At 67.3% G+C, this 20,508-nt stretch carries 22 protein-coding genes and 1 pseudogene; 6 read left to right on the top strand and 17 right to left on the bottom strand.

Annotated elements, in window-relative coordinates; translation table 11 throughout:
- Nucleotides 1-153 precede the first annotated feature (153 nt).
- Nucleotides 154-1,887, top strand: a complete 1,734-nt coding sequence (locus tag EGT50_RS00375) for a TIGR03767 family metallophosphoesterase (RefSeq protein ID WP_127950649.1) — start codon at nucleotides 154-156, stop codon at nucleotides 1,885-1,887.
- Nucleotides 1,888-1,897: 10 nt separating this feature from the next.
- Here the strand turns inward: EGT50_RS00375 and EGT50_RS00370 are convergent, their stop codons facing one another.
- Nucleotides 1,898-2,449, bottom strand: coding sequence for a potassium channel family protein (locus EGT50_RS00370; RefSeq protein WP_127950648.1), 552 nt, complete (start codon nucleotides 2,447-2,449; stop codon nucleotides 1,898-1,900).
- A 223-nt stretch (nucleotides 2,450-2,672) separates the two neighbouring features.
- On the opposite strand from EGT50_RS00370, the gene EGT50_RS00365 reads away from it, so the two are divergent.
- Nucleotides 2,673-3,914: an exopolyphosphatase gene (locus EGT50_RS00365; protein WP_127950647.1), complete on the top strand. Its 1,242-nt coding sequence runs from the start codon at nucleotides 2,673-2,675 to the stop codon at nucleotides 3,912-3,914.
- Here EGT50_RS00365 and tsaD read toward each other — a convergent pair.
- The 3 genes from tsaD to tsaB are packed head-to-tail and all read right to left on the bottom strand — an operon-like array spanning nucleotide 3,859 to nucleotide 6,028.
- A complete protein-coding gene (gene tsaD / locus EGT50_RS00360) occupies nucleotides 3,859-4,899 on the bottom strand; it encodes a tRNA (adenosine(37)-N6)-threonylcarbamoyltransferase complex transferase subunit TsaD (protein WP_127950646.1) in 1,041 nt (346 codons plus the stop codon). The two genes, EGT50_RS00365 and tsaD, sit on opposite strands and share 56 nt — an antisense overlap.
- Nucleotides 4,900-4,904: 5 nt before the next feature.
- Nucleotides 4,905-5,375 (bottom strand): ribosomal protein S18-alanine N-acetyltransferase, encoded by a 471-nt coding sequence (gene rimI, locus EGT50_RS00355; protein ID WP_127950645.1) that lies wholly within the window; start codon nucleotides 5,373-5,375, stop codon nucleotides 4,905-4,907.
- A complete protein-coding gene (tsaB, locus tag EGT50_RS00350; RefSeq protein ID WP_127950644.1) occupies nucleotides 5,372-6,028 on the bottom strand; it encodes a tRNA (adenosine(37)-N6)-threonylcarbamoyltransferase complex dimerization subunit type 1 TsaB in 657 nt (218 codons plus the stop codon). The genes rimI and tsaB overlap by 4 nt, the downstream gene beginning before the upstream one ends.
- A 125-nt stretch (nucleotides 6,029-6,153) precedes the next feature.
- On the opposite strand from tsaB, the gene EGT50_RS00345 reads away from it, so the two are divergent.
- Nucleotides 6,154-6,855, top strand: a complete 702-nt coding sequence (locus EGT50_RS00345; protein WP_127950643.1) for a hypothetical protein — start codon at nucleotides 6,154-6,156, stop codon at nucleotides 6,853-6,855.
- 84 nt (nucleotides 6,856-6,939) lie between these two features.
- Here the strand turns inward: EGT50_RS00345 and EGT50_RS00340 are convergent.
- Both EGT50_RS00340 and EGT50_RS00335 read right to left on the bottom strand, forming a co-directional pair.
- A pseudogene (locus EGT50_RS00340) lies at nucleotides 6,940-7,205 on the bottom strand (tRNA (adenosine(37)-N6)-threonylcarbamoyltransferase complex ATPase subunit type 1 TsaE); the annotation flags it as partial.
- A 28-nt stretch (nucleotides 7,206-7,233) separates the two neighbouring features.
- On the bottom strand, nucleotides 7,234-7,395 hold the full coding sequence (locus EGT50_RS00335; protein ID WP_235870584.1) for a hypothetical protein: 162 nt from the start codon (nucleotides 7,393-7,395) through the stop codon (nucleotides 7,234-7,236).
- A gap of 169 nt (nucleotides 7,396-7,564) precedes the next feature.
- Here EGT50_RS00335 and EGT50_RS00330 point away from each other — a divergent pair, with 169 nt between their 5' ends.
- The gene (locus tag EGT50_RS00330) at nucleotides 7,565-8,236 is read left to right on the top strand and encodes a hypothetical protein (protein WP_127950642.1); all 672 of its coding nucleotides are present in this window, start codon (nucleotides 7,565-7,567) and stop codon (nucleotides 8,234-8,236) included.
- Between the two features lie 30 nt (nucleotides 8,237-8,266).
- Here the strand turns inward: EGT50_RS00330 and tsaE are convergent, their stop codons facing one another.
- The 5 genes from tsaE to EGT50_RS00305 form a co-directional block, all read right to left on the bottom strand.
- The gene (gene tsaE, locus EGT50_RS00325; protein ID WP_127950641.1) at nucleotides 8,267-8,776 is read right to left on the bottom strand and encodes a tRNA (adenosine(37)-N6)-threonylcarbamoyltransferase complex ATPase subunit type 1 TsaE; all 510 of its coding nucleotides are present in this window, start codon (nucleotides 8,774-8,776) and stop codon (nucleotides 8,267-8,269) included.
- Nucleotides 8,766-9,860, bottom strand: coding sequence for an alpha/beta fold hydrolase (locus EGT50_RS00320; RefSeq protein WP_127950640.1), 1,095 nt, complete (start codon nucleotides 9,858-9,860; stop codon nucleotides 8,766-8,768). Before EGT50_RS00320 ends, tsaE begins: the two co-directional genes overlap by 11 nt.
- Nucleotides 9,857-11,020: an alanine racemase gene (alr, locus tag EGT50_RS00315; RefSeq protein WP_235870547.1), complete on the bottom strand. Its 1,164-nt coding sequence runs from the start codon at nucleotides 11,018-11,020 to the stop codon at nucleotides 9,857-9,859. Before alr ends, EGT50_RS00320 begins: the two co-directional genes overlap by 4 nt.
- 135 nt (nucleotides 11,021-11,155) lie before the next feature.
- On the bottom strand, nucleotides 11,156-12,607 hold the full coding sequence (locus EGT50_RS00310; protein WP_127950638.1) for an NAD(P)H-hydrate dehydratase: 1,452 nt from the start codon (nucleotides 12,605-12,607) through the stop codon (nucleotides 11,156-11,158).
- A gap of 2 nt (nucleotides 12,608-12,609) precedes the next feature.
- Complete coding sequence (locus tag EGT50_RS00305; RefSeq protein WP_127950637.1) at nucleotides 12,610-12,807, bottom strand: hypothetical protein; 198 nt, start codon at nucleotides 12,805-12,807, stop codon at nucleotides 12,610-12,612.
- A gap of 24 nt (nucleotides 12,808-12,831) precedes the next feature.
- On the opposite strand from EGT50_RS00305, the gene EGT50_RS00300 reads away from it, so the two are divergent.
- Entirely contained in the window at nucleotides 12,832-13,191 is a 360-nt protein-coding gene (locus EGT50_RS00300) for a cupredoxin domain-containing protein (protein ID WP_127950636.1), read from the top strand.
- Nucleotides 13,192-13,247: 56 nt separating this feature from the next.
- Here EGT50_RS00300 and glmS read toward each other — a convergent pair whose 3' ends face one another.
- Nucleotides 13,248-15,113: a glutamine--fructose-6-phosphate transaminase (isomerizing) gene (glmS, locus tag EGT50_RS00295; protein WP_127950635.1), complete on the bottom strand. Its 1,866-nt coding sequence runs from the start codon at nucleotides 15,111-15,113 to the stop codon at nucleotides 13,248-13,250.
- Nucleotides 15,114-15,180: 67 nt separating this feature from the next.
- On the opposite strand from glmS, the gene EGT50_RS00290 reads away from it, so the two are divergent.
- Nucleotides 15,181-16,053, top strand: a complete 873-nt coding sequence (locus tag EGT50_RS00290; RefSeq protein ID WP_127950634.1) for a dienelactone hydrolase family protein — start codon at nucleotides 15,181-15,183, stop codon at nucleotides 16,051-16,053.
- Nucleotides 16,054-16,059: 6 nt separating this feature from the next.
- Here EGT50_RS00290 and EGT50_RS00285 read toward each other — a convergent pair whose 3' ends face one another.
- The 5 genes from EGT50_RS00285 to rplM form a co-directional block, all read right to left on the bottom strand.
- The gene (locus tag EGT50_RS00285) at nucleotides 16,060-17,511 is read right to left on the bottom strand and encodes a hypothetical protein (protein ID WP_127950633.1); all 1,452 of its coding nucleotides are present in this window, start codon (nucleotides 17,509-17,511) and stop codon (nucleotides 16,060-16,062) included.
- Nucleotides 17,511-17,822 (bottom strand): N-acyl-D-amino-acid deacylase, encoded by a 312-nt coding sequence (locus EGT50_RS00280; RefSeq protein ID WP_127950632.1) that lies wholly within the window; start codon nucleotides 17,820-17,822, stop codon nucleotides 17,511-17,513. Before EGT50_RS00280 ends, EGT50_RS00285 begins: the two co-directional genes overlap by 1 nt.
- A gap of 100 nt (nucleotides 17,823-17,922) precedes the next feature.
- A complete protein-coding gene (glmM, locus tag EGT50_RS00275; RefSeq protein WP_127950631.1) occupies nucleotides 17,923-19,284 on the bottom strand; it encodes a phosphoglucosamine mutase in 1,362 nt (453 codons plus the stop codon).
- Nucleotides 19,285-19,439: 155 nt separating this feature from the next.
- Nucleotides 19,440-19,946: a 30S ribosomal protein S9 gene (gene rpsI, locus EGT50_RS00270; protein ID WP_127950630.1), complete on the bottom strand. Its 507-nt coding sequence runs from the start codon at nucleotides 19,944-19,946 to the stop codon at nucleotides 19,440-19,442.
- Entirely contained in the window at nucleotides 19,943-20,386 is a 444-nt protein-coding gene (rplM, locus tag EGT50_RS00265) for a 50S ribosomal protein L13 (protein WP_127946144.1), read from the bottom strand. Before rplM ends, rpsI begins: the two co-directional genes overlap by 4 nt.
- Nucleotides 20,387-20,508 lie beyond the last annotated feature (122 nt).

The raw sequence follows: 20,508 nt of genomic DNA, 5'->3' as shown, positions 1-20,508 counted from the left end.
TTATTCATGCTACTTGTCCGGGTTCGTACCGGCGGCGACAAAATTCGTAGCGAAACGGGCACACGAATCGGCCGAAGGAGGAGCTTTAGATGAAGTTTTCACCTACACTGGCCCGCCGTAGGTAAACCTCGGATGAACGGTCGGCATCAAAAGATGAACGATATGAATCGACGCAAGTTTCTCGGCGCTGCTGGAGTCGGGGCACTGGGAGTCGCAGGGCTCCCACTCATCGGCAACCGGTCGTGGAATCCGCTCGTCGGGCGGGCACTCGCCGCGCCCTTACCGGCGTCGATCGCCGGCACCACGCTCGAGTCCGTCGCCGTACCCATCGGCTCGAGCGGCTACCGTCGACTCACCGCCGGACCCGGCTGGCCGCTCGTGGTCCGGAACGACCTAGCCGAGGCCCAGTCCGGCCGTGAGGACCGCCGCACCGCGCTCGCGTCGCTGGTCCAGCTCACCGACGTCCACGTGCTCGACGCCCAGTCGCCCGTTCGGTTCGAATACGTTCACCCGTTCCAACCCTCCGCATACCGGCCGCAGGAGACCATGACCGCGCAGGGCCTAATTTCCTTGGTCAACCGGGTCAACTCCCTTCGGATGGGACCGCACACCCAGCGCGATTTCGACGCGGTCGTCACTACCGGCGACAACACCGACAACAAAGAGTTCATCGAACTCGACTGGTTCCTCGCTGCCCTGAACGGCGGCGACATCACTCCCAACAGCGGCGATCCGGCGCAGTACGAGGGAGTGCAGAACTCCGGCGCCGACCTGTACTGGAATCCTGAGTCGTCGATCCGGGACATCTACAAGGAGGCCGGCTTCCCGGAGATTCCCGGTCTGCTGGGCGCGGCTCTCCAGCCGGTCGTCAGCCCGGGTCTCAACACCAAGTGGTATTGCGTCTTCGGTAACCACGACGACGCCGTCCAGGGGACCCTTCCGAACGGGATTTCGTTCTTCGAGGACATGTACACGGGTAGCAAGAAGTTCGAGGTGCCCGACTCTGCCAACCAGTCGGCACAAATGTCGAGTGCCATGAGCTCCGACCCGACCGATCTGCTCAACTTGCTGTCGGCAATCACCACCCGCCCGCGCACGGTCACTCCCGACGAGCGCCGCAAGCCGTTCACTCCCCGCGAGTTCATCGCCGCCCACCTCGATCCCGCCAACACCGGGCCCGGCCCAGTCGGACACGGTTTCGCACCCGAGGCGGCCGAGTCCGGGATCGGGTACTACAGCTTCGAGATCGCGCCCGGCGTGATCGGAATCAGCATGGACTCGACCAACCGTGCCGGCTTCGTCGACGGCTCTCTCGGCGAAGAACAGTTCGAGTGGATCGAGCAGACGCTGCTCGCTGGCAGCAGCAAGTACTACGAGACCGACGGCTCCCTGGTCACACAGGATCGCACTGACACCTACTTCGTCCTGTTCAGCCATCACACCAGCACGTCGATGGCGAACACACGCCCCGATCCCGAGCGCCCGCAGGAACCCCGGATCAAGGGCGCTCAGTTGGTGGACCTGCTGCACCGCTTCCCGAACGTCCTCGCGTGGGTCAACGGCCACACTCACGAGAACCGGATCACGCCACAGGTCGGACAGACGCCGGAGCAGAGCTTCTGGGAGATCAACACGGCTTCGCACATCGACTTCCCACAGCAGGGCCGCATCATCGAGGTCGTCGACAACGAGGACGGAACCGTGTCGTTGCTGACGACGCTGTTCGAGGCCGACAGCCCGTACCAAGTCGACTACGACGACTTCAGTCCCTTGGGCCTGGCGTCGATGTACCGCGAGTTCTCGTTCAACGACATCCACGCTGACCCGGCTCTGCTCGGCGAGTCACCGGATCACAACGTCGAACTGGTTCTGGCGACACTGCGCTGACCGGTGCCTCTCAGTCGGATTCGGCGCTCTCGCGGCGGGCTTCGCCCCACTTCGCCGCCACCGTGAGCAGTTTGACCCCCACCGCAAGCATCACGAGGTTCCCGACGATCATCATGGTGACGACGGCCCGGGCAGCCTGTTCGACCGCTGCGATGTCGCCGAACCCGACCGTGGCGAAGACGGTCAGCGTGAAGTAGAGCGCGTCCATGCGGGTCAGCGGTTCACTGAAGGCCGTCGGGTCCATCTGCGCCAGCAGAAAGATCGTGGTAGCAGAACCCAACAGGTAGACCGGCACGGTAACCACCAGGGCCTCGGCTGACCGGAGTGCCGGTGTCGGCGAGTGCACGATCCGCCACACCTGCCAGACGCACAGCACCGTGACGAAAACCAGTCCGCCGCCGAGGAGCAGCACCGCGCCGACGCTGGACAGCTGACTCATCGGTAAGACGAAGTACGCAACGGTGAGGAGCAGGACGGTCGCGAGCGGGCGCAGCAACGCCAGCGACAGGAGGCGCCGCCGCTGACGGCGGTCCAGGTCCTGAAGTTGCCGGGGGTCGGACATTCGCCCTCGCTTCCGCAGTGCCGGTACCGCAATCGTTAGGCCCGTTCTACCGCCAATACCCTCGGCGACCTGCGTCGACACACCGTAGCGAGCGTCACGAACAGATATTCAGTAACGTTAATGTAACGATGCCGATACGGTGAGTATGGGTAACGCGCGATTCTGCGCGGGACGCGACCGACGAACGGAAGAAATTCCGGAACCCGAGAACAGGAGGTGGACGATGCGCAGTGCACTCGGGGTCTCCGCTGGGGCGGCCGGTGTGTGTGGCGCACTCCTCACCACCGACGACGCCGGCAACTCGTCGGTCGAGTACCGGACGATCCCAGCGGACCTGGGCGCCCTCACTGATCTCGGGGATCTTGCGCTGTCGGCGATCGGTTTGATGACGACTCAGGTCCCCAACCAACGGATCGAACCCGATGCGATCGCCGTCGCGTACCGCACCCAGTGGCAGGCTGCCGCGCTCCGGTCCGCCGCCAAGAACCAGAGACGTCCGATCCGCCTCGTCCCCGAGATCGTCGCGACGCTCACCTACCTCCAGAGCACCGGACTGGTCGAGCAGTACGATTCCGTCGCCGTCGCCGATCTCGGCGCATCCGGTCTCACCGTCACCGTCCTCGACCCGGCCAGCGGCGCGGTCGAGGTCCGTGACCGAACGTCCGCCGTGAACGGTGACGTCACATCCGGCGAACCCGCCGACCGGATCGGTGCCCGGGTCGCCGACTTCGTCGTCGCCGCGGCCGGGCGCGCCCGCAACAAGCCCGAAGCAGTCGTCCTCGTGGGTGGCGGAGGAAACGTCCCCGAGGTGGGTGCCGCGCTCGAAGCCCAGTTCGACGGCGCGACCATCGTCATCGACGAACCCCAGGCCGCGACCGCCAAAGGTGCAGCACTGCTGGCTGGCTCCGACTCGCGGCAGGAGTTCCCGGTTGTAGCCGGGTCCGGTAGGCGAGTCTCCGCTGCGGTTGTCGGTGCGTTCGTAGTGGGCACCCTGATACTCGGCTACGGCGTCAAGGAGATGATCCCGGAGAGCGCGGACGACTATTACTCTCCTGCCGGCAACCTTGTCGAAACGATTGACCCGACGACGGATCAACCGGCCGCGAGCCCGGTGGAAGGCACGCCGTCGCCCGGCCCGGCATCGCCACCAACGCTCCCGGTCCCGGTGAACCAGGTGCCGACATACACGGACCCGACGCCGTCCCCCACGACGTCGCAACCGGTTCCGCCGGCGACACCTGAGCCGACCTCCCCGGCTGCGCCGACGACAACGACGCTGCCGTGGATTCCGCCCCAGTGGCCCGAACTCCCCACCTGGCTTCCCGGTCTCGTCCCGGACACGAGGCTCGCGAACGACGACCAGCGAGCCCAGCAGACAGAACTCGCGCCACCGGCCGTAGGTTCTGCCGTCAGTCTCGAACCTGGCTCACCGAAACCGGAAGTCCCGGATCCGTTGCCGAGGTGAGCCGCGACGGTTGGGCACCACCCGCAATGAGGTGCGCCCCGAGCGCGGCGATCATCACCCCGTTGTCCGTGCACAGCCGTGGGCTCGGCACGCGGAGGGTGAGGCCTGCGGCCCCGCACCGCTCTTCCGCGAGCGAACGGATTCGCGAGTTGGCGGTCGCGCCGCCACCCAGAACGAGGGTGCCGACACCGACGTCCTGAGCCGCACGTACGGCCTTCATCGTCAGCACGTCGGCGACCGACTCCTGAAATCCCGCCGCGATGTCGGCGACCGGGATCGGCTCTCCCGCAGCCTGCTTCGCCTCGACGAAGCGGGCCACCGCGGTCTTGAGACCCGAGAACGAGAAGTCGTGGCGCGCATCCCGCGGGCCGGTCATGCCACGCGGGAACACGATTGCGTCGCGCTCACCCCGCTGCGCGAGGCGATCGAGCGCGGGCCCACCCGGGAACCCGAGATCGAGTAGCCGGGCCACCTTGTCGAAAGCTTCGCCGGCAGCATCGTCCACCGTGGTGCCCAACTCCACGATCGGCTTGCGACCCAACCCCTCGACGTGCAACAGGTGCGTGTGTCCACCCGAGACGAGCAGAGCAACGCACGGCGGCATCGGGCCGTGCTCGATCGTGTCCACGGCGACGTGGCCGCCGAGGTGGTTGATCGCGTAGAACGGCACGCCCCACGCGGCCGCGTACGCCTTGGCGGCGGCAACCCCGACGAGGAGGGCACCGGCAAGGCCGGGACCGATGGTGACTGCGATGGCATCGGGCTTGTCGATTCCGGCGGCCGTCAGCGCCCTCGTCATCGTCGGCACCATGGCCTCGAGGTGCGCGCGCGACGCGATCTCCGGCACAACGCCGCCGTAGCGCGCGTGCTGGTCGACGCTCGAGGCCACCTCGTCGGCGAGCAACTCGCACCGGCCGTCACCGAGCCAGCGGACGATCCCGACACCGGTCTCGTCGCACGAACTCTCGATACCCATCACGATCATGGCCGTCACTCCTTGCCCTGCGGGGGACGGCGCATCGTGAACGCGTCCGCGCCGCTCGGCTGGTAGTACCGATTCCTGGTTCCTACGATTTCGAAGCCCTCGCGCTTGTACAGCGCGATCGCCGGTTCGTTGTCGGTGCGGACCTCGAGGAACACCGGGCCGCCCCACTTGTCGGCGACCCGCAGCAGCTCCGACAGCAGCGCACTGCCGACGCCACCTCGCTGTACCTTCGGATCGACGCCGATCGTGTGGACCTCGCCCTCGGGAATCACACTCGTGCCGAGCAGTGCCACCCCGGCGTACCCGATCAGCACGTCGGCCTCGTCGCGTGCCGCGAAGTAGTGGTTGTGACGGCGCGCCAGCTCCGACCGGAACGCCTTCGCGCTCCACGGATCGTCTCCGGGGAAGAGCACCTGCTCCAACTCCGCGCAACGGTCGGCGTCGGCGTCGGTCATCGGCACGATGCGGAAGTTCATCTGCGACGGGCCGCCAATTCCACCGCGTCCGGCCGACGCAGATACAGCGGAACCAACGGCTCCGGCTCTACCCCGACACGCAATGCCTGCGCTGCGACCGCCACCAGACCGGTCGGTGACGGTGTCTCCACCGGCGCTACCGGGAGGTCGAACATGTCCACGTGCGAGGCCGATCCGGCGATCGCCTCGGACGGCGCCGCGGCGAGCTCGGACGGTTTGATCACCTCGGGGCCCTCGACCCGTCGCCCACCCGAGTAGCGCGCCCAGTACACCTCGCGGCGACGAGCATCCGTCACCACCAACAGGTCCCGATCATCACCGACATCAGCGGCAATCGCGTCGAGGCTGCACACCCCGTGCACGGGAACGCCGAGCGCATCTCCGAAAGCCGCCGCGGTCACCATGCCGACGCGCAGTCCCGTGAACGGACCCGGCCCTACCCCGACGACGACGGCGTCGAGATCCGAAGGGTTGCAGCCGGATTCGGCGAGGCACTCGAGGATCTGCGGGGTGAGGACCTCCGCGTGTGCTCGGGCGTCGACGGTCAGTCGCGTCGCCAACGCCCGCGCAGCACCGGCGTCGGACTCAGGGTCGAATTGCACGACGCCCGCGGTAACCGCCGGAGTGGAGGTGTCGATGGCAAGCACAAGCACGATGTACCAGGTTACCCTCGCCGCACGCGGCTTCCGGGACCGGCTGACCTTTACCTTTCCGTCGCTACCGAAAGCGTTCGTACCGCCCTCTGCGGTATCCATCGAGATGGGCGACAATCGTCGATGTGACTGAATCGGACGAATCGCCCTCGCGTTTCAGGGCTCAACGCTCCGATCGGGACGCTGCTCCAGTCGACTTCTGGTCGAATGAGCAGACCGCACTCGCCCGACTACTCGTCGGGCATCTGGTCTTGTGGACCTCTGTTCTGATCACGTTCCTGTTGCCCACCCGCTCGACGGTCGACCTCGGGTGGCTCGGTGTCTACACCCAAATCCTGGTCATATCGGTCGGACTGGCGCTCGCCGTGTCCGTGGCTGCCCGCAGTCGTGTGAGGGCGGGAATCGGTGCTGCACTCGCACTGTCGGTGCTGGTAGTCAGACCACTGGTCGCGGGCATACTCCACGTCTTCGCCGGCGAGGTCGGCTACTACGAGTTCTGGGCGATCCTGATCGCACCTGCTGTCGCTGGCGTCACGGCCGCGACCGCAGGGTGGCTGGTCGCGCGGCGGACGCGACGGGCGTGCCTGCGCGTGCTGCCACTGGCTGCGGTCCTCACCTTGGCCATGTATCTACTCATCGTATTCATCGACTCCGGCGCATTCGGCTACGCCATCTTCCATACCTTCAACCCGATCTTCTCGAACTGGTTGGGCCAGACGACCTTCGTGATACCCGCAGTGATCACCGCATGGATCGCAGTCGCGCTCGACCGTCGGTTCGGCCAGGCGGCCGCCAAGGCGCCCCCAGATCCACCGGCTCAGGCTTGAAGTCCCGTTCTAGGGCGCTCCGCAGGGGTCAGCGCGCCCCTGGGCCGGTCACCCACTCCCACGTCGCGGTGCGAACGTCCCTCCTCCAGCCTCACCCAACCGGTAGGCATCGACATGGACCAGGGCGACCAGGGGCGCCGCCGTCGGGTCGGGCGCCCGGAGGGTGCTCACGGGCGATGATGAAGGTCGGTGACATCACGCGCCCCTCCACACCGAGCCCCGCCGCGATCCCCCGGGTCAGCGCGGTCTTCCCAGCCCCGATCGGCCCGTCGAGCACGACGAGATCCCCCGCGACGAGGTCGCGGGCCAGTTGTTCGTCCCAGCGCCTCGGTGGTCGGTGGCGTCGAGATCCGAAGGGTTGTAGCCGGATTCGGCGATTCACTCGTGGATCTGCAGGGTGAGGACCTCCGCGTGTGCTCGGGCGTCGACGGTCTGTCGCGTCGCGAACGCCCGCGCAGCACCGGCGTCGGACTCAGAGTCGAATTGCACGACGCCTGCGGTAACCGCGGGAGTGGAGGTGTCGATGGCAAGCACAAGCACGATGTACCTGGTTACCCTCGCCGCACGCGGCTTCCGGGACCGGCTGACCGTCGCCATTCCGTCGCTACCGAAGCCGAAGCCTCACGCTCGACCGCTGAGTACTCGACCACCGAGTAATAGCGTTCGTACCCCCTTGCGGCATCCATCGCGGTGGCTCACAATCGTCGCCATGACCGAACTGGATGAATCGACCTCGCGTCCTGGAGCCCAGCGCTCCGATCGGGACACTGCTGCAGTCGACTTCTGGTCGGACGAGCGGACCGAACTGGCCCGACTGTTCGTCGGGCATGTGGTCTTGTGGACCTCTGTTCTGATCGCGTTCCTGTTTTCCACCCGCTCGAGCGTCGACCTCGAGTGGCCCGGTCTCTACGCCCAATTCCTGCTCATACCGGTCGCGCTGGCGTTCGCAGTGTCCGTGGCTGCCCGCAGTCGTGTGAGGGCGGGAATCGGTGCTGTACTCGCTCTGTCGGTGCTGGTAATCAATCCACTGGTCGGGGGCATACGCTACGTCTTCGTCGGCGAAGACGGCAATTACGAGTCCTTGGCGATCCTGATCGCTGCTGTCGCGGGCGTCACGGCAGCGACCGCGGGGTGGCTCGTCGCGCGGCGGACGCGTCGGGCGTGCCTGCGGGTCCTTCCACTGGCTGCGGTCCTCACCTTGGCCATGTATCTACTGATCGAATCCATCCGATCCGGCGCATTTGGCTACTCGAACGGGTTGGGCCAGGCGACCTTCGTGATACCCGCAGTGATCACCGCGTGGATCGCAGTCGCATACGACCGCCGGTTCGGCGAGGCAGCCGCCGCGGCGGAGCCCCCGGGTCCACCGACCCGAGCCTGAAGTCACGTTCTCGGACGCCTACTGCAGGAGTCAGCGAGCCCCGGGTCCGGTCACCCACTCCCACGTCGCGGTCCGAACGTCCGACCCCGGCTCACGGCGGAGTCGTACGCGTAGATGCCGCTCCGCAAGGTGCTCGACGATGCCCTCTCCCCACTCGACAACGACCACCGCACCGGCGAGGTCGGTGTCGATATCGAGGGCGTCGAGCTGGTCGTGCATGTCCACGGCACCGCCTCCACCGGCCTCGCCCAGCCGATAGGCATCTACATGGACAAGGGCGACCGGGGCGCCGCCGTCGGGTCGGGCGCCCGGACGGTGCTCACGGGCGATGATGAAGGTCGGTGACGTCACGCGCCCCTCCACACCGAGCCCCGCCGCGATCCCCCGGGTCAACGCGGTCTTCCCAGCCCCGAGCGGCCCGTCGAGCACGACGAGATCCCCCGCGACGAGGTCGCGGGCCAGTGTTCGTCCCAGCGCCTCGGTGTCCTCGGTGGTCGGTAGCGTGGCACTGCCTCGCGCGGTACCAGGGTCAGACGGCATCGGTCCGCTCCAATTCACCTGCCGGCGTGGCATTTTCTCGATCCTTGCGGCGCGACACAGCCCGCTGGACCAGCCGATCGATCTCATCGGAGGTTGCCTGCGGGAACTCGAGCTCGACCATATGGCCGGCACCGCGGACTCGCACCAACTCGGCCCGCGGCAGCCGCGCCGCGAGCGACCTCGAACTCGGGAACGGGATGACCATGTCGGCGTCACCGGACAACACCAGTGCCGGGGTGTCGGCGAGCACGGGCAGTGCCTCGGACTCGTCGTGCAGTTCCAGCGATTCGAGGAAGTTGACGATAGTCACCACGGACACTGTGTTGAGCATGCCCTCGGAGAACGCGACGAGCCGCGGGCACACCTCGGTGCCATACGATGCGGCGCGCAGGATCGGCGAGATGATCGCGCGCGCGGCGCCGCGCGCCCGCTGCACAACTTCCGGCGCGGTACGCACGGCAAGCCGGAACGCGTCGATCACGGGGTTGTCGAGATTGCGACCGAGCCCGGATTTGTTCAGGCCGGCTGCCGTCGTCGCGAGCAGACCGACGCCGATCACCTTGTCGTCGAACAATTCTGGGAACTGACGCGCCATCGCCAGAATCGTCATACCGCCGATCGAGTGCCCCACTAGCACCACCGGACCGGTCGGCGCGACGGCGTCGATCACCGCCTCGAGATCGCGCCCCAACTGTGCAATGGTGCAACTCTCGGCGGTCGGCATCCCCGACCCGCCATGCCCACGCTGGTCGTAGAACACCATCCGTACCGAGTCGCCCCACATCCGTTCGAGTTGCTTGCGCTGGAAGTGCCACGACTCCATGCGCAGGCAGTACCCGTGCACGAAGATCACGGTCAGCGGAGCGTCCGAGGGACCGACCTCGCGGACCAGCAGCGGAACATCGTCCTCCGTCATGACGACCCGGCTCCGGTCGCCGCTCATGAGTTCGAAGTCCTCGGATCCGTAGATCTCCGGTCCCTGGCGCTTCGTCACGGACTTCACAACCTCGAACCCCGCGAGTGTGCTTATCGCGGCGACGCCCACAACGCCGCCGAACAAGCCGAGCCTGTTCACGAGGTTCATGACGGACCGTCCGGCCCTCCGACGAAGGTTCGGACCGTCCGTCCGCGCACTGATGTCACCACCTCGTAGTGGATGGTGTCGAGCGCCTCGGCCCACTCCTGCGCGTGTGGCACACCGCGCTCTCCGTTCCCGAAGAACACCGCGATGTCACCTTCCCTGACGCCCGCCCCGTCCGGACCGAGGTCGACAACGACCTGGTCCATCGAGACCCGGCCGATGCCCGGACGTCGGTCGTCCCCGAGCCACACATCGAACCTCCCACTGAGCGCGCGCGGGATACCGTCCGCATAGCCGACCGGCAGCAACGCCACGATCGTGTCGTGCGGCGCAATCCAGGTGTGGCCGTAGGACACGCCCTCCCCTGCTGCAACCTTCTTCACCAGAGCCACCCTCGATCGGAACGTCATGACCGGTCTCAGGTCGAAGGTGCCCATCCGCGGCACCGGCGACAGCCCGTATATCGCAATTCCCGGCCGAACCATCTCAAACCGCAGGTCGGTGCGGGTGAGCGTGGCCGCCGAGTTCGCCATGTGCGCGGCCTCCGGCACAAGACCAGCGTGCTTGGCGTCATCGAGTGCTCGCGTGAACCGCTCGCATTGATCGTCGATCACCGGGTGGTGGGGTTCGTCGGCGTGCGCAAGATGCGAGAACATGCCCTTGACACGGATCGCGCGCTCGGCTTCCGCGCGAGCGAGATCCACCAGGAAGTCGTCCCATTCTTCGTGTGACACACCGTTGCGGTTGAGGCCGGTTTCGATCTTTACCGATACGGTGGCGGTCTCACCCACTCGGCGTGCCGCGTCAACAACCGCAGCGAGGTGGCGCGGCGACGACAGCCCCAGTTCCACCCCCGCCGTGATGGCGGGTGCGTAGTCGGCGTCGGACGTGTGCAGCCACGAGAGGACGGGTGCGGTGATGCCCGCGTGCTTGAGTTCGAGGCCTTCTTCGAGGGTCGCTACGCCAAGTTCACGTGCACCGGCGGCAAGGGCCGCCCGAGCCACCGGAACGGCACCGTGGCTGTACGCGTCGGCCTTGACCACCGCCATAACGGAGGCATCGCCGGCGTGCTCGTTCAAGATGCGAATGTTGTGCGCCACGGCGTCGAGATCGATCACCGCTTCCGCCTGAGGCGCTACCGCTGATGACGGGGACGCGACCACTGAGGACGGGGCTTCCGGGGCGGAGGCGGCGCGCGCGGTCTCCGGTTCGGTGTCAGGCTCCTGCGCGGTAGAGGTCACGGCGTTCGATCCTGCCACTGACCAAGACGGACGAAACTCGCGGGTACACCCCACGAGCTACGACATGGCTGCATATCCGCGAAGTATCCGGATCGCGGACCGCAGATGGGAAAGCAAGACCGACGCGGAGATCGGCGCGAGACCGCCGTCTCCGACTTCTTCGGAGCCTTCCTGCGCACCCAAATTGGCCGCGAGCGAGTGGGCCCGCGCTCCCACCGCCGCGGCGACGGCCGGTTCGAGGCCCGTCGCCATCAGTGCTCCGACGATGCCGGACAGGACGTCGCCCGACCCGGCCGTTGCCGCCCACGAACCGCCCGCCTCGTTGACGTGGACACCATCGTGCGGGTCGGCGATGACGGTGGCCCGGCCCTTGAGGAGAACCGTGACGCCCCACTGCTCGGCAAGCTCCCGGGTCGCCGCGACCCGGTCGGGTGCGGGCGCAAACCGGGCGAGACGTTCGAACTCGCCCGCGTGCGGTGTCAGCAGGGTCGGGGCATTCCGGCCCCGTAGCAGCTCGGGGCGAGCGGCGAGGAGGTTGAGCCCATCGGCATCGACCAGCACCGGAAGATCCGAGGCGAGAACGGTGCACAATTCGTCGAGGGCGTCGGCGTCCGTGCCGATCCCCGGGCCGACGACCCAGGACTGCACGCGTCCCGCCTCACGGGGCGAGGGCGCCGCGACGACTTCCGGCCAATGGTTGAGCACCTCCGTCGCCGCCCGGCCCGCGTACCGGACCATGCCGGCCGTGGCGGTGACCGCCGCACCCGACGACAAGACCGCCGCTCCCGGATATCGCGAGCTGCCTGCGACGACTCCGACGACTCCTTGGGTGTACTTGTCGTCCGCGGCACCGGGAACCGGCCATAGCCGGCCCACGTCCGTCGCGTCGAGCGCGACCAGGTCAGGCTCCGGCAGGTCCAAGCCGATCGGCACCAACTCGACCCGCCCACACCGTGCGGCCGCGAGGACGTGGACCGGTTTCAGCGCACCGAACGCGACCGTGACCGCTGCAGTCACCGCAGGACCATCGACTGCTCCGGTGTCGGGGTCGACGCCGCTGGGCAGGTCCACCGCCACGATCGGCGCGTCGAGCCGCGCGACGATCGCGGCGGCCGCAGGACGCAACGAGCCCTTACCTGAGGTACCCACGATGCCGTCGAGCACCAGATCCGGGTTCCCGGGATCCGGTGACACGCGCCCGCCCGCGGCCAACAGTGCAGCCAGGCCGGCGGAGTGGGCGCGTGCCGGGTTCAGCAGCACCGCGATGACCGCCGCACCGCGACGTCGCAGCATGGCCCCGGCCCACAGCGCGTCGCCTCCGTTGTCGCCCGAACCCACCAGAAGCGTCACCCGGCGTCCGACGATGCCCCCGGTGCGTGAGCGCAACTCGTCGGCCGCGATCCGTGCGAGGCCGTAGGCGGCTCGGCGCATCAGCGTGCCTTCGGGCAAACTCGCCAGCAGCGGCGCCTCGGCCGCTTTGACGTGTGCTGTCGAGTAGTAGGGCCGCATCTCTAGCCGTTCACTGTCCGGCCGGGTTGCGACCAATCGTCGACGCGGATCCCCGCAAGGCCGTCGCTACCGAACCTACCTGTCGAATAACGGGATTCGTCGGTGTCGCTCAGCGTCGCGACCACAGTTGTACCGACGTCGGAAGCCCGCGGATCGATCGTGCATTGGGTGCCGTCGGGTGCGGACTCACGGGTCGACATGGCGTTGAGACTACGCTCAATCCCATGAAGAAATCCGCCGGCGCGCTTATTGCCGGAATCGCTTTGATCGCAACTATTTCCGGGTGCACGACCGCCGCCACGGTCGACCGTCCGACCGACTCGGACAAAGCACCCCCGGTCGAGGTCACGAACATGTCGTTCTCGCCGTCATCGATCACCATCACGGCCGGCGAGACCGTGACGTGGGTCTTCGACGACCGTGGCGCCCCGCACGACGTCGTCGGCCTCGGCGACGCCGAATCGGTCCTGCGCAGCCCACTACTGACCTCGGGCACGTGGCAGTTCACGTTCACCGAACCGGGGACCTACGACTACACGTGCTCACTGCACCCGGACATGCGTGGAGTCGTCGTCGTGCAGTGACGCCGTTGCGGCGCAGTGGCGCCGACTCCACGAGCGAGCTGCCTCGACTGCTCGAGCTACTCGACGGTGACGGACTTCGCGAGGTTGCGTGGCTTGTCCACATCCAGTCCGCGAGCCTGAGCGACCTCAGCAGCGAAAACCTGTAGCGGCACCGTCGACAGCAACGGCTGCAGCAGCGTCGGTGCCGCCGGGAGCTCTATGAGGTGATCGGCGTGCGCACGCACCGCTTCGTCACCCTCCTCGGCAATCACGATCGTCGTCGCACCGCGCGCCTTGATTTCCTGGATGTTCGAAACCAGCTTCGAGTGCAGTACCGCCCGCCCCTTGGGCGACGGCATGATCACGATGACGGGCAGCCCATCCTGGATCAGCGCAATCGGGCCATGCTTCAACTCGCCGGCGGCGAAGCCCTCTGCGTGCATGTAGGCAAGCTCCTTGAGCTTGAGCGCACCCTCGAGCGCCACCGGGTAGGCCACATGACGGCCCAGGAACAGCACCGCCGGTGACTGCGCGAACTTGCGCGCAAGTTCCCGCACCGATTCCACCGTCTCGAGCACGCGGGACACCAACTCCGGCATCGCGGCCAAGTCGGCGTACTCGCGCGCAACCTCGTCCGGGTACTTCGTACCCCGCGCCTGCGCCAAGGCCAGTCCCACAAGGTAGTTCGCGGTCACCTGGGCAAGAAAGGCTTTGGTCGAAGCGACCGCGATCTCCGGGCCGGCGCGCGTGTACAGGACCGCATCGGCCTCGCGCGGGATCTGCGCGCCGTTGGTGTTGCAGATCGCCAGCACACGGGCCTTCTGGTCCTTGGCATGCTTGACAGCCTCGAGTGTGTCCGCGGTCTCACCCGACTGCGAGATCGCGACGACGAGCGTGGACCTGTCCAACACCGGGTCGCGGTAACGGAACTCGCTCGCAAGTTCGACCTCGACCGGCAGCCGAGTCCAGTGCTCGATCGCGTACTTCGCGAGCAGACCCGAATGGTAGGCGCTGCCACACGCAACGACGAAGACCTTGTCGACATCACGTAGCTCTTGGTCGGACAGACGCTGCTCGTCGAGGACGATGCTCTGGTCGACGAGGTGACCGCGCAGGGTGTCGGCGACTGCTGCCGGCTGCTCCTCGATCTCCTTGAGCATGAAGTAGTCGTGGCCGCCCTTCTCGGCGGCCTGCAGGTCCCAGTCGATCCTGAAGGGCCGGGTCGGGACGCCCGGATTCCCGAAGAAGTCGGTGACCGAGTACCCGTCGGCCGTGATGACCACTACCTGGTCCTGGCCCAGTTCGATCGCGTCCCGGGTGTGTTCGATGAAGGCCGCGACGTCCGAACCGACGAACATCTCACGCTCACCGACGCCGACGACCAGCGGCGTCGACCGGCGCGCCGCGATGATCATGTCGGGGTCGTCTGCGTGAGCGAACACGAGCGTGAACGCGCCCTCGAGACGGCGCAGCACCGACAACGCGCTCTGCAGGAAGTTGCCCTTCGTGGGCCCCTCTTCGAACGCGCGGGCCACAAGATGGACCGCGACCTCGGTATCCGTGTCGCTGAGCAGGTCGACTCCGGCCGACTCGAGCTCGCCGCGCAGCGTCGCGAAGTTCTCGATGATGCCGTTGTGCACCACCGCGAACTTGTCCGTTTTGTCCCGATGCGGATGCGCGTTACGGTCGGTCGGCTTACCGTGCGTCGCCCACCGGGTGTGCCCCATGCCGGCGGTACCGACGAACGTGTCCCGTCCGGCGTCGTCGAGCTCGGCCTGCAGGTTGGCCAGGCGTCCGGCCTTGCGTTCCGTCTTCAACGTGCCGTCGCCGTCGAGGATCGCGATGCCGGCGGAGTCGTAACCGCGGTACTCCATTCGCTGCAACGCTTCGGCCACGACATCCAGAGCCTGGCGGTGGCCGACGTAACCCACGATTCCGCACATGGTTAATCAGCGTACTTGGACGGCCGTGCGGAGCGAACTCGGTTCTCGATCAGATACCGTCACAACCGTGGCGCAGACACCTAAGTCCTTGGCATCCAAGCTGTCCAAGCGCGGCCCGCACCGGGTGCTGCGTGGCGACTTGGCTTTAGCAGGTCAACCCGGCGTGGTCTACACCCCGGCGGAGGGCTTCAACCTGCCCGCGGTCGCCTTCGCCCACGACTGGATGACCACCGCCGCGAACTATGCCGGCACGCTCGAGCACCTCGCCTCGTGGGGAATCGTCGCCGCGGCCCCGAGCACCGAAAGAGGACCGGTACCGTCGCACCTCGGCCTGGCCGCGGATCTGCGCACCACACTCGACATCTGCACCGGGGTACGGCTCGGCCCCGGTCGGATCAGCGTCCACCCCGACCGTCTCGCGTACGCCGGGCACGGGATGGGTGCAGGTGTCGCCGTCCTCGCCGCCTCGCAGGAGAGTCGCGCGAAGGCGGTCGCCGCCCTGTTCCCCGCCCCGATCACACCGTCCGCAGTAGTAGCTGCAGCCGGCATCGAGGTTCCCGGGCTGATCCTCGCCGGCGCGAAGGACATCGACTCTCTGGGCAGCGATGCCCTGGCGCTCGACGACGAGTGGAGGGCGGAGAGCCTGCTTCGGGTGGTTGACAAGGGTTCGAGCAATGGGCTCGTCGAGGGGCGGCGGATCCTCGGGTTCCTCGGTGTAGGCGGGACCGAGCGTCACACTCAGCACGTGGCACGTGCGCTACTTACCGGATTTCTGCTGCGACACCTCACCGACGACCGGGACTACGCAGTGTTCTCGGATCCAGACGCCCACTTCCCCGGCACTCATCCTGTGACGAGGGAAGAAACCGAGCACCTGGACCTGCGTGACGCGGCCGCTCACCGCATGGGCGCAAAGATCGGCCATCTCCTCGGGCGTTAGCGTTGGTCACAGCGGCCCGGCCTCGGCGAGAACAGGCGATTCACCGAGGGCCGATTCGTGGCGGCCCTCCGGCTCCGATCCGGCTTCCGCGAGGACCGGCCCTGACGATCTGCCTCCGCCCGCTGCGGGCTGTGACTCGAGTACTCGATGGGCAGACGGCGTGACCGTCGGCTCACCCACCCGTTCATCTGCGGGCGCCGGCGCGGGCGCGCAGTAGGTCGCCGGGGCATCCCTATCGGGAGCAGGCAGCCCAGGCTCGAGCCGGGAATCGGGATGAAGGCCGGACACTGTCTCGGGGTTCTCGTCCGCCAATCCGCCCCCGGGTTCGGGCGATGCAGGAGCTGTGGGTTCCGCCGGCTCTGAGATTTCCACCTGCTCTGTGGGTTCCGCACAGTCACAACACGATTCCGGCTCGACGTGCTGACTGCATCCCACCCCTGTGGATTCCCCTGTCGATTTCGACGGCTCCGACGTTTCCGTTTCGGCGACCTCGCGCACCATCTCCCCGACCGCGCCCACGATTTCGAGAGCGGCATCTGCGGCGGCACTCGCGATCGCGCCGGCCGCCCGCACCACCCCCTCGACGGCGGCGCCGTCGAGCGGGGGCGATCCGCCGCTCACCGACGGTCTGCGGACCACCGAATCCTCGATGTCGAGCAGCTTCGGCGGAACGGTCGCTCCACCGGCAACGGGAGGCACTTCGAAGCGGGTGAGAGCGGTTGCCTCGGCGGCTTCGGGCGCTACGGCCTGCGACACTCCGAACGCCGACGACGTCTGTACTCGACTCCGCTCGTGCCCAGCGACGAGTGCATCCGGGGTGGGAAATGCACTGTGGTCGATTCCGGCGAACGTGCAGGCCAGGTCTCGGTAGATGTCGTCGACAGCGGTCTGCGTTTCGTCGCACAGCGAGACGAACCGAGAAACTGTATCGCGCACGTGTGGCAAGAACATCGAGGTGAGCCGGTCGTCGCACGTGCTCTCGATGATCAGGCGATCGATCTCGTCCGGAGTGAGGGTCCCGGCCACCGACACGTCGAGATCGGCCACCCAGCCCGCCTTACGGGCCGCGGCGTCGCGCAGCGCCTCGGACGCCCCGATCAGCGCGCGCCGAACATCACGCACGCTGCGGCGCACGTCCTCCGCGCGGGCGAGATGGCTGGTCAGGTGCTCGCCAACCCGGTCCGCGGCGGTGCCGGTCCAAGATTGCTCGAGAATTCGCGCCATGCTCTCCTGATCGTCGAACTGGCGGTCCAGATCGGCGGCAACCTGGGTCAGAGTCTCGACGTCCGAGTCCAGCGCGCTCAGATCAATGCCCTGTTGTTCAAAGTAGCGAGCCTGAAGATCACAGTAGGCAGGGAACCGGCCGCACCCGAGCCGGTCGGCTACGGCCGCCGCACGGGGCAGGTACAGCGCGAAATAGCGCAGGCCCGCCGAACCGGCGTCGAGGATCGATTGCACTATCGCTCGTTCCACGCGGCGACTTCGCTCATGGCCGCCGAATCCTGCCGCGCGTAAGCATCGGCGGTGTCACCGAGGGCGCGTCCGGTGGCATCCGACGCAGACACCCAGGCGCCGATTGCGAGGGCCAACCGCAGATAGCCCTCGCGAATCCCCTGCTCGTGTGCGGGGTCGACACCGCCGGACGGCGGCGCGCCGAACTCGCATCCGCCGACAGTCGCGGCGGCTCGGTCGAGGGGTTCGACGCTCGCGCTCAACGCGCCTGCCGCCGCTCGTACTCTCGCGACATTGATCGAGACCACCTCTGCCATTGCTCCACCCTCCGCGCTGTCGATTCTGAGTCTTTGTCCTCTTCGACGCACGTGAAGGACCTGCGGTTCCCCTGGCGGTTCGGCGGGTCGACCGCCGGGTCTACGTGGACGCCACCTTCTCCGCCAAAGTCTCGGCGATACGCCGGGCCGTCTCGGGATTGGCGGCCTCGACCATGACCCGCACGAGCTGCTCGGTTCCAGATGGGCGCAGCAGCACCCGCCCGGTGTCGCCGAGTTCCGACTCAGCGGCGACGACCGCGTCCTGCACGTGCGCGGCGGCCGCGACGGCGGCCTTGTCCGTCACCCGGACATTGATCAGGATCTGCGGCAGCGAGGTCATCGCGCCTGCCAACTCGGCCAGCGACTTGCCGGTCGCCGCCATCCGCCCCATCAGGAGCAGGCCCGTCAGGACACCGTCACCGGTCGTTCCGTGGCCAGGGAGCACGACATGCCCGGATTGCTCACCGCCGAGGCTGAAGCCACCCGCGCGGAGTTCCTCGAGCACGTAGCGGTCGCCGACCGCCGTCGTGCGCACCTTGATACCGGCTTCCCGCATTGCGATGTGAAGACCGAGATTGCTCATCACAGTCGCGACGAGGGTGTCGTCCGCGAGTTCGCCGGATTCGCGCATACCGATCGCGAGGACGGTCAAGATCGCGTCCCCGTCGACGACGGCGCCGCTCGCGTCTACTGCGAGGCAGCGGTCGGCGTCGCCGTCGTGGGCGAGGCCGAGGTCGGCTCCGTGCTCGACGACCGCACGCTGCAGTGCCTCAAGGTGGGTGGATCCGCACCCGTCGTTGATGTTGAGGCCGTTCGGGTCCGCATTGATCGCGATGACGGTGGCGCCGGCCGCCCGGTAGGCGTCGGGTGCCACAGCCGATGCGGCGCCGTGCGCGCAGTCGACCACGACAGTGAGCCCGTGGAGTCGGGCGTCCAGCGCACCCGCGAGGTGGGCGAGATACCGGCTGGTGGCGTCGGATGCGACCTCGACCCGGCCGATGCCGACACCGGTCGGCCGACGTGTGGGGCCGGCCTCGATCGCGGACTCGATCCGCTCCTCGACCTCGTCGTCGAGCTTGTGCCCACCTGCGGCGAAGACCTTGATGCCGTTGTCGGGCATCGGGTTGTGCGAGGCGGAGATCATCACGCCGAGCGCGGCGCCGTACGAACCGGTCAGGAAAGCGACCGCGGGCGTGGGCACGACGCCGACCAGGATCACGTCGACGCCGGCCGCGGTCAGTCCGGCTGTGACGGCGGCTTCGAGCATCTCGCCGCTCGCGCGGGGGTCCCGTCCGACGACCGCGGTGGGCCGCGCAGACTCAACCGCGGCGGGTTTCTGCTTGTCGGAGCCCCGCGGCGCGAGCACCTCGGCTGCCGCGGAGGCTACCTGCAACGCCAGTTCCGCGGTCAGCTCTGCGTTCGCCAAACCACGCACACCGTCCGTGCCGAACATACGACCCATGTGAATCCGATCCCTCGTAATCCGGGTAGGCGATCCGGGTAAGTATCCCGGTAAAGCACAAGAGCAGGCGTCCGGTAGCGAAGATCTCTACGAACGCCTGCTCTCGGGGATGAACAGGTGCCGGAACCGGTACTGGTACCGATTCCGGCGACACATCAGCGCTTGGAGTACTGAGATGCCTTGCGGGCCTTCTTCAGGCCGTACTTCTTGCGCTCGACGGCGCGAGCGTCACGGGTCAGGAAGCCGGCACGCTTGAGGGCCGGTCGATCCTCGGCGGTGACCTCGACCAGAGCGCGGGCAATGGCGAGACGCAGGGCGCCGGCCTGGCCCGACGGGCCGCCACCGGTCAGGATGGCGGTGATGTCGAACGACTCGGTGCGCTCGACCGTGACCAGCGGAGCCTTGATCAGCTGCTGGTGCACCTTGTTCGGGAAGTAGGCCTCGAGGGTGCGGCCGTTGAGCTTGAACTCACCGGTGCCCGGCGTCAGGCGGACGCGGACAACAGCCTCCTTCCGACGGCCGACAGTCTGGATCGGACGATCGATGACGATCGGCGCCTGCGGAGCAGCCTCGTGCACCTCGGCGACCTCGGTCTCGGTGGAGTACTCCGAGATCTCGCCTTCCGCGATCTCGACGGCCTCGTTGAAGTCTTCGTTGCTCACTGGGCGACCTGCTTGATCTCGAACGGAACCGGCTGCTGCGCGGCGTGGGGATGGGTCGGGCCTGCGTAGACCTTCAGCTTGCCCGCGATGGCGCGGCCCAGCTTGTTCTTGGGGAGCATGCCGACGACGGCCTTCTCCACGAGGCGAGCGGGGTTCTTCTCGAGAACCTCGCCGACCGAACGAGCCTTCAGGCCACCCGGATGTCCGGAGTGGTGGTACAGGAACTTGTTCTCACGCTTGTTGCCGCTGATGGCGACCTTGTCGGCGTTGATGATGACGACGAAGTCGCCGCCGTCAACGTGCGGTGCAAAGGTGGGCTTGTGCTTGCCGCGGAGCAGGTTGGCTGCCTGCACGGCAAGGCGACCGAGCACCACGTCTGTGGCGTCGATGACGTGCCAGGTACGGGTCACGTCTCCGGCCTTCGGGGAATACGTAGGCACAGAACTTCCTCGTCTGTTCGTTTCTGCTGCTGGCCGGGCGTGCAGCACACACGGTTCCCGGCGGCCAGTTGAGACCCGGGAGCCACCTCCCACCGCACACGAGGGCCAGGTGGGGACGGCAC

The sequence above is a fragment of the Rhodococcus xishaensis genome (assembly GCF_004011825.1).
Lineage (GTDB): Bacteria > Actinomycetota > Actinomycetes > Mycobacteriales > Mycobacteriaceae > Prescottella > Prescottella xishaensis.
Note: the sequence above shows the minus strand (reverse complement) of the source record. Positions and strands in the feature narration are given on the sequence as shown.

Coding starts and splice junctions, on each gene's coding strand:
- EGT50_RS00375 (WP_127950649.1), top strand. CDS start 154: ATGAACGATATGAATCGACGCAAGTTTCTCGGCGCTGCTGGAGTCGGG.
- EGT50_RS00370 (WP_127950648.1), bottom strand. CDS start 2,449: ATGTCCGACCCCCGGCAACTTCAGGACCTGGACCGCCGTCAGCGGCGG.
- EGT50_RS00365 (WP_127950647.1), top strand. CDS start 2,673: ATGCGCAGTGCACTCGGGGTCTCCGCTGGGGCGGCCGGTGTGTGTGGC.
- tsaD (WP_127950646.1), bottom strand. CDS start 4,899: ATGATCGTGATGGGTATCGAGAGTTCGTGCGACGAGACCGGTGTCGGG.
- rimI (WP_127950645.1), bottom strand. CDS start 5,375: ATGAACTTCCGCATCGTGCCGATGACCGACGCCGACGCCGACCGTTGC.
- EGT50_RS00330 (WP_127950642.1), top strand. CDS start 7,565: ATGACCGAACTGGATGAATCGACCTCGCGTCCTGGAGCCCAGCGCTCC.
- tsaE (WP_127950641.1), bottom strand. CDS start 8,776: ATGCCGTCTGACCCTGGTACCGCGCGAGGCAGTGCCACGCTACCGACC.
- EGT50_RS00320 (WP_127950640.1), bottom strand. CDS start 9,860: ATGAACCTCGTGAACAGGCTCGGCTTGTTCGGCGGCGTTGTGGGCGTC.
- EGT50_RS00310 (WP_127950638.1), bottom strand. CDS start 12,607: ATGCGGCCCTACTACTCGACAGCACACGTCAAAGCGGCCGAGGCGCCG.
- EGT50_RS00305 (WP_127950637.1), bottom strand. CDS start 12,807: ATGTCGACCCGTGAGTCCGCACCCGACGGCACCCAATGCACGATCGAT.
- EGT50_RS00300 (WP_127950636.1), top strand. CDS start 12,832: ATGAAGAAATCCGCCGGCGCGCTTATTGCCGGAATCGCTTTGATCGCA.
- glmS (WP_127950635.1), bottom strand. CDS start 15,113: ATGTGCGGAATCGTGGGTTACGTCGGCCACCGCCAGGCTCTGGATGTC.
- EGT50_RS00280 (WP_127950632.1), bottom strand. CDS start 17,822: ATGGCAGAGGTGGTCTCGATCAATGTCGCGAGAGTACGAGCGGCGGCA.
- glmM (WP_127950631.1), bottom strand. CDS start 19,284: ATGGGTCGTATGTTCGGCACGGACGGTGTGCGTGGTTTGGCGAACGCA.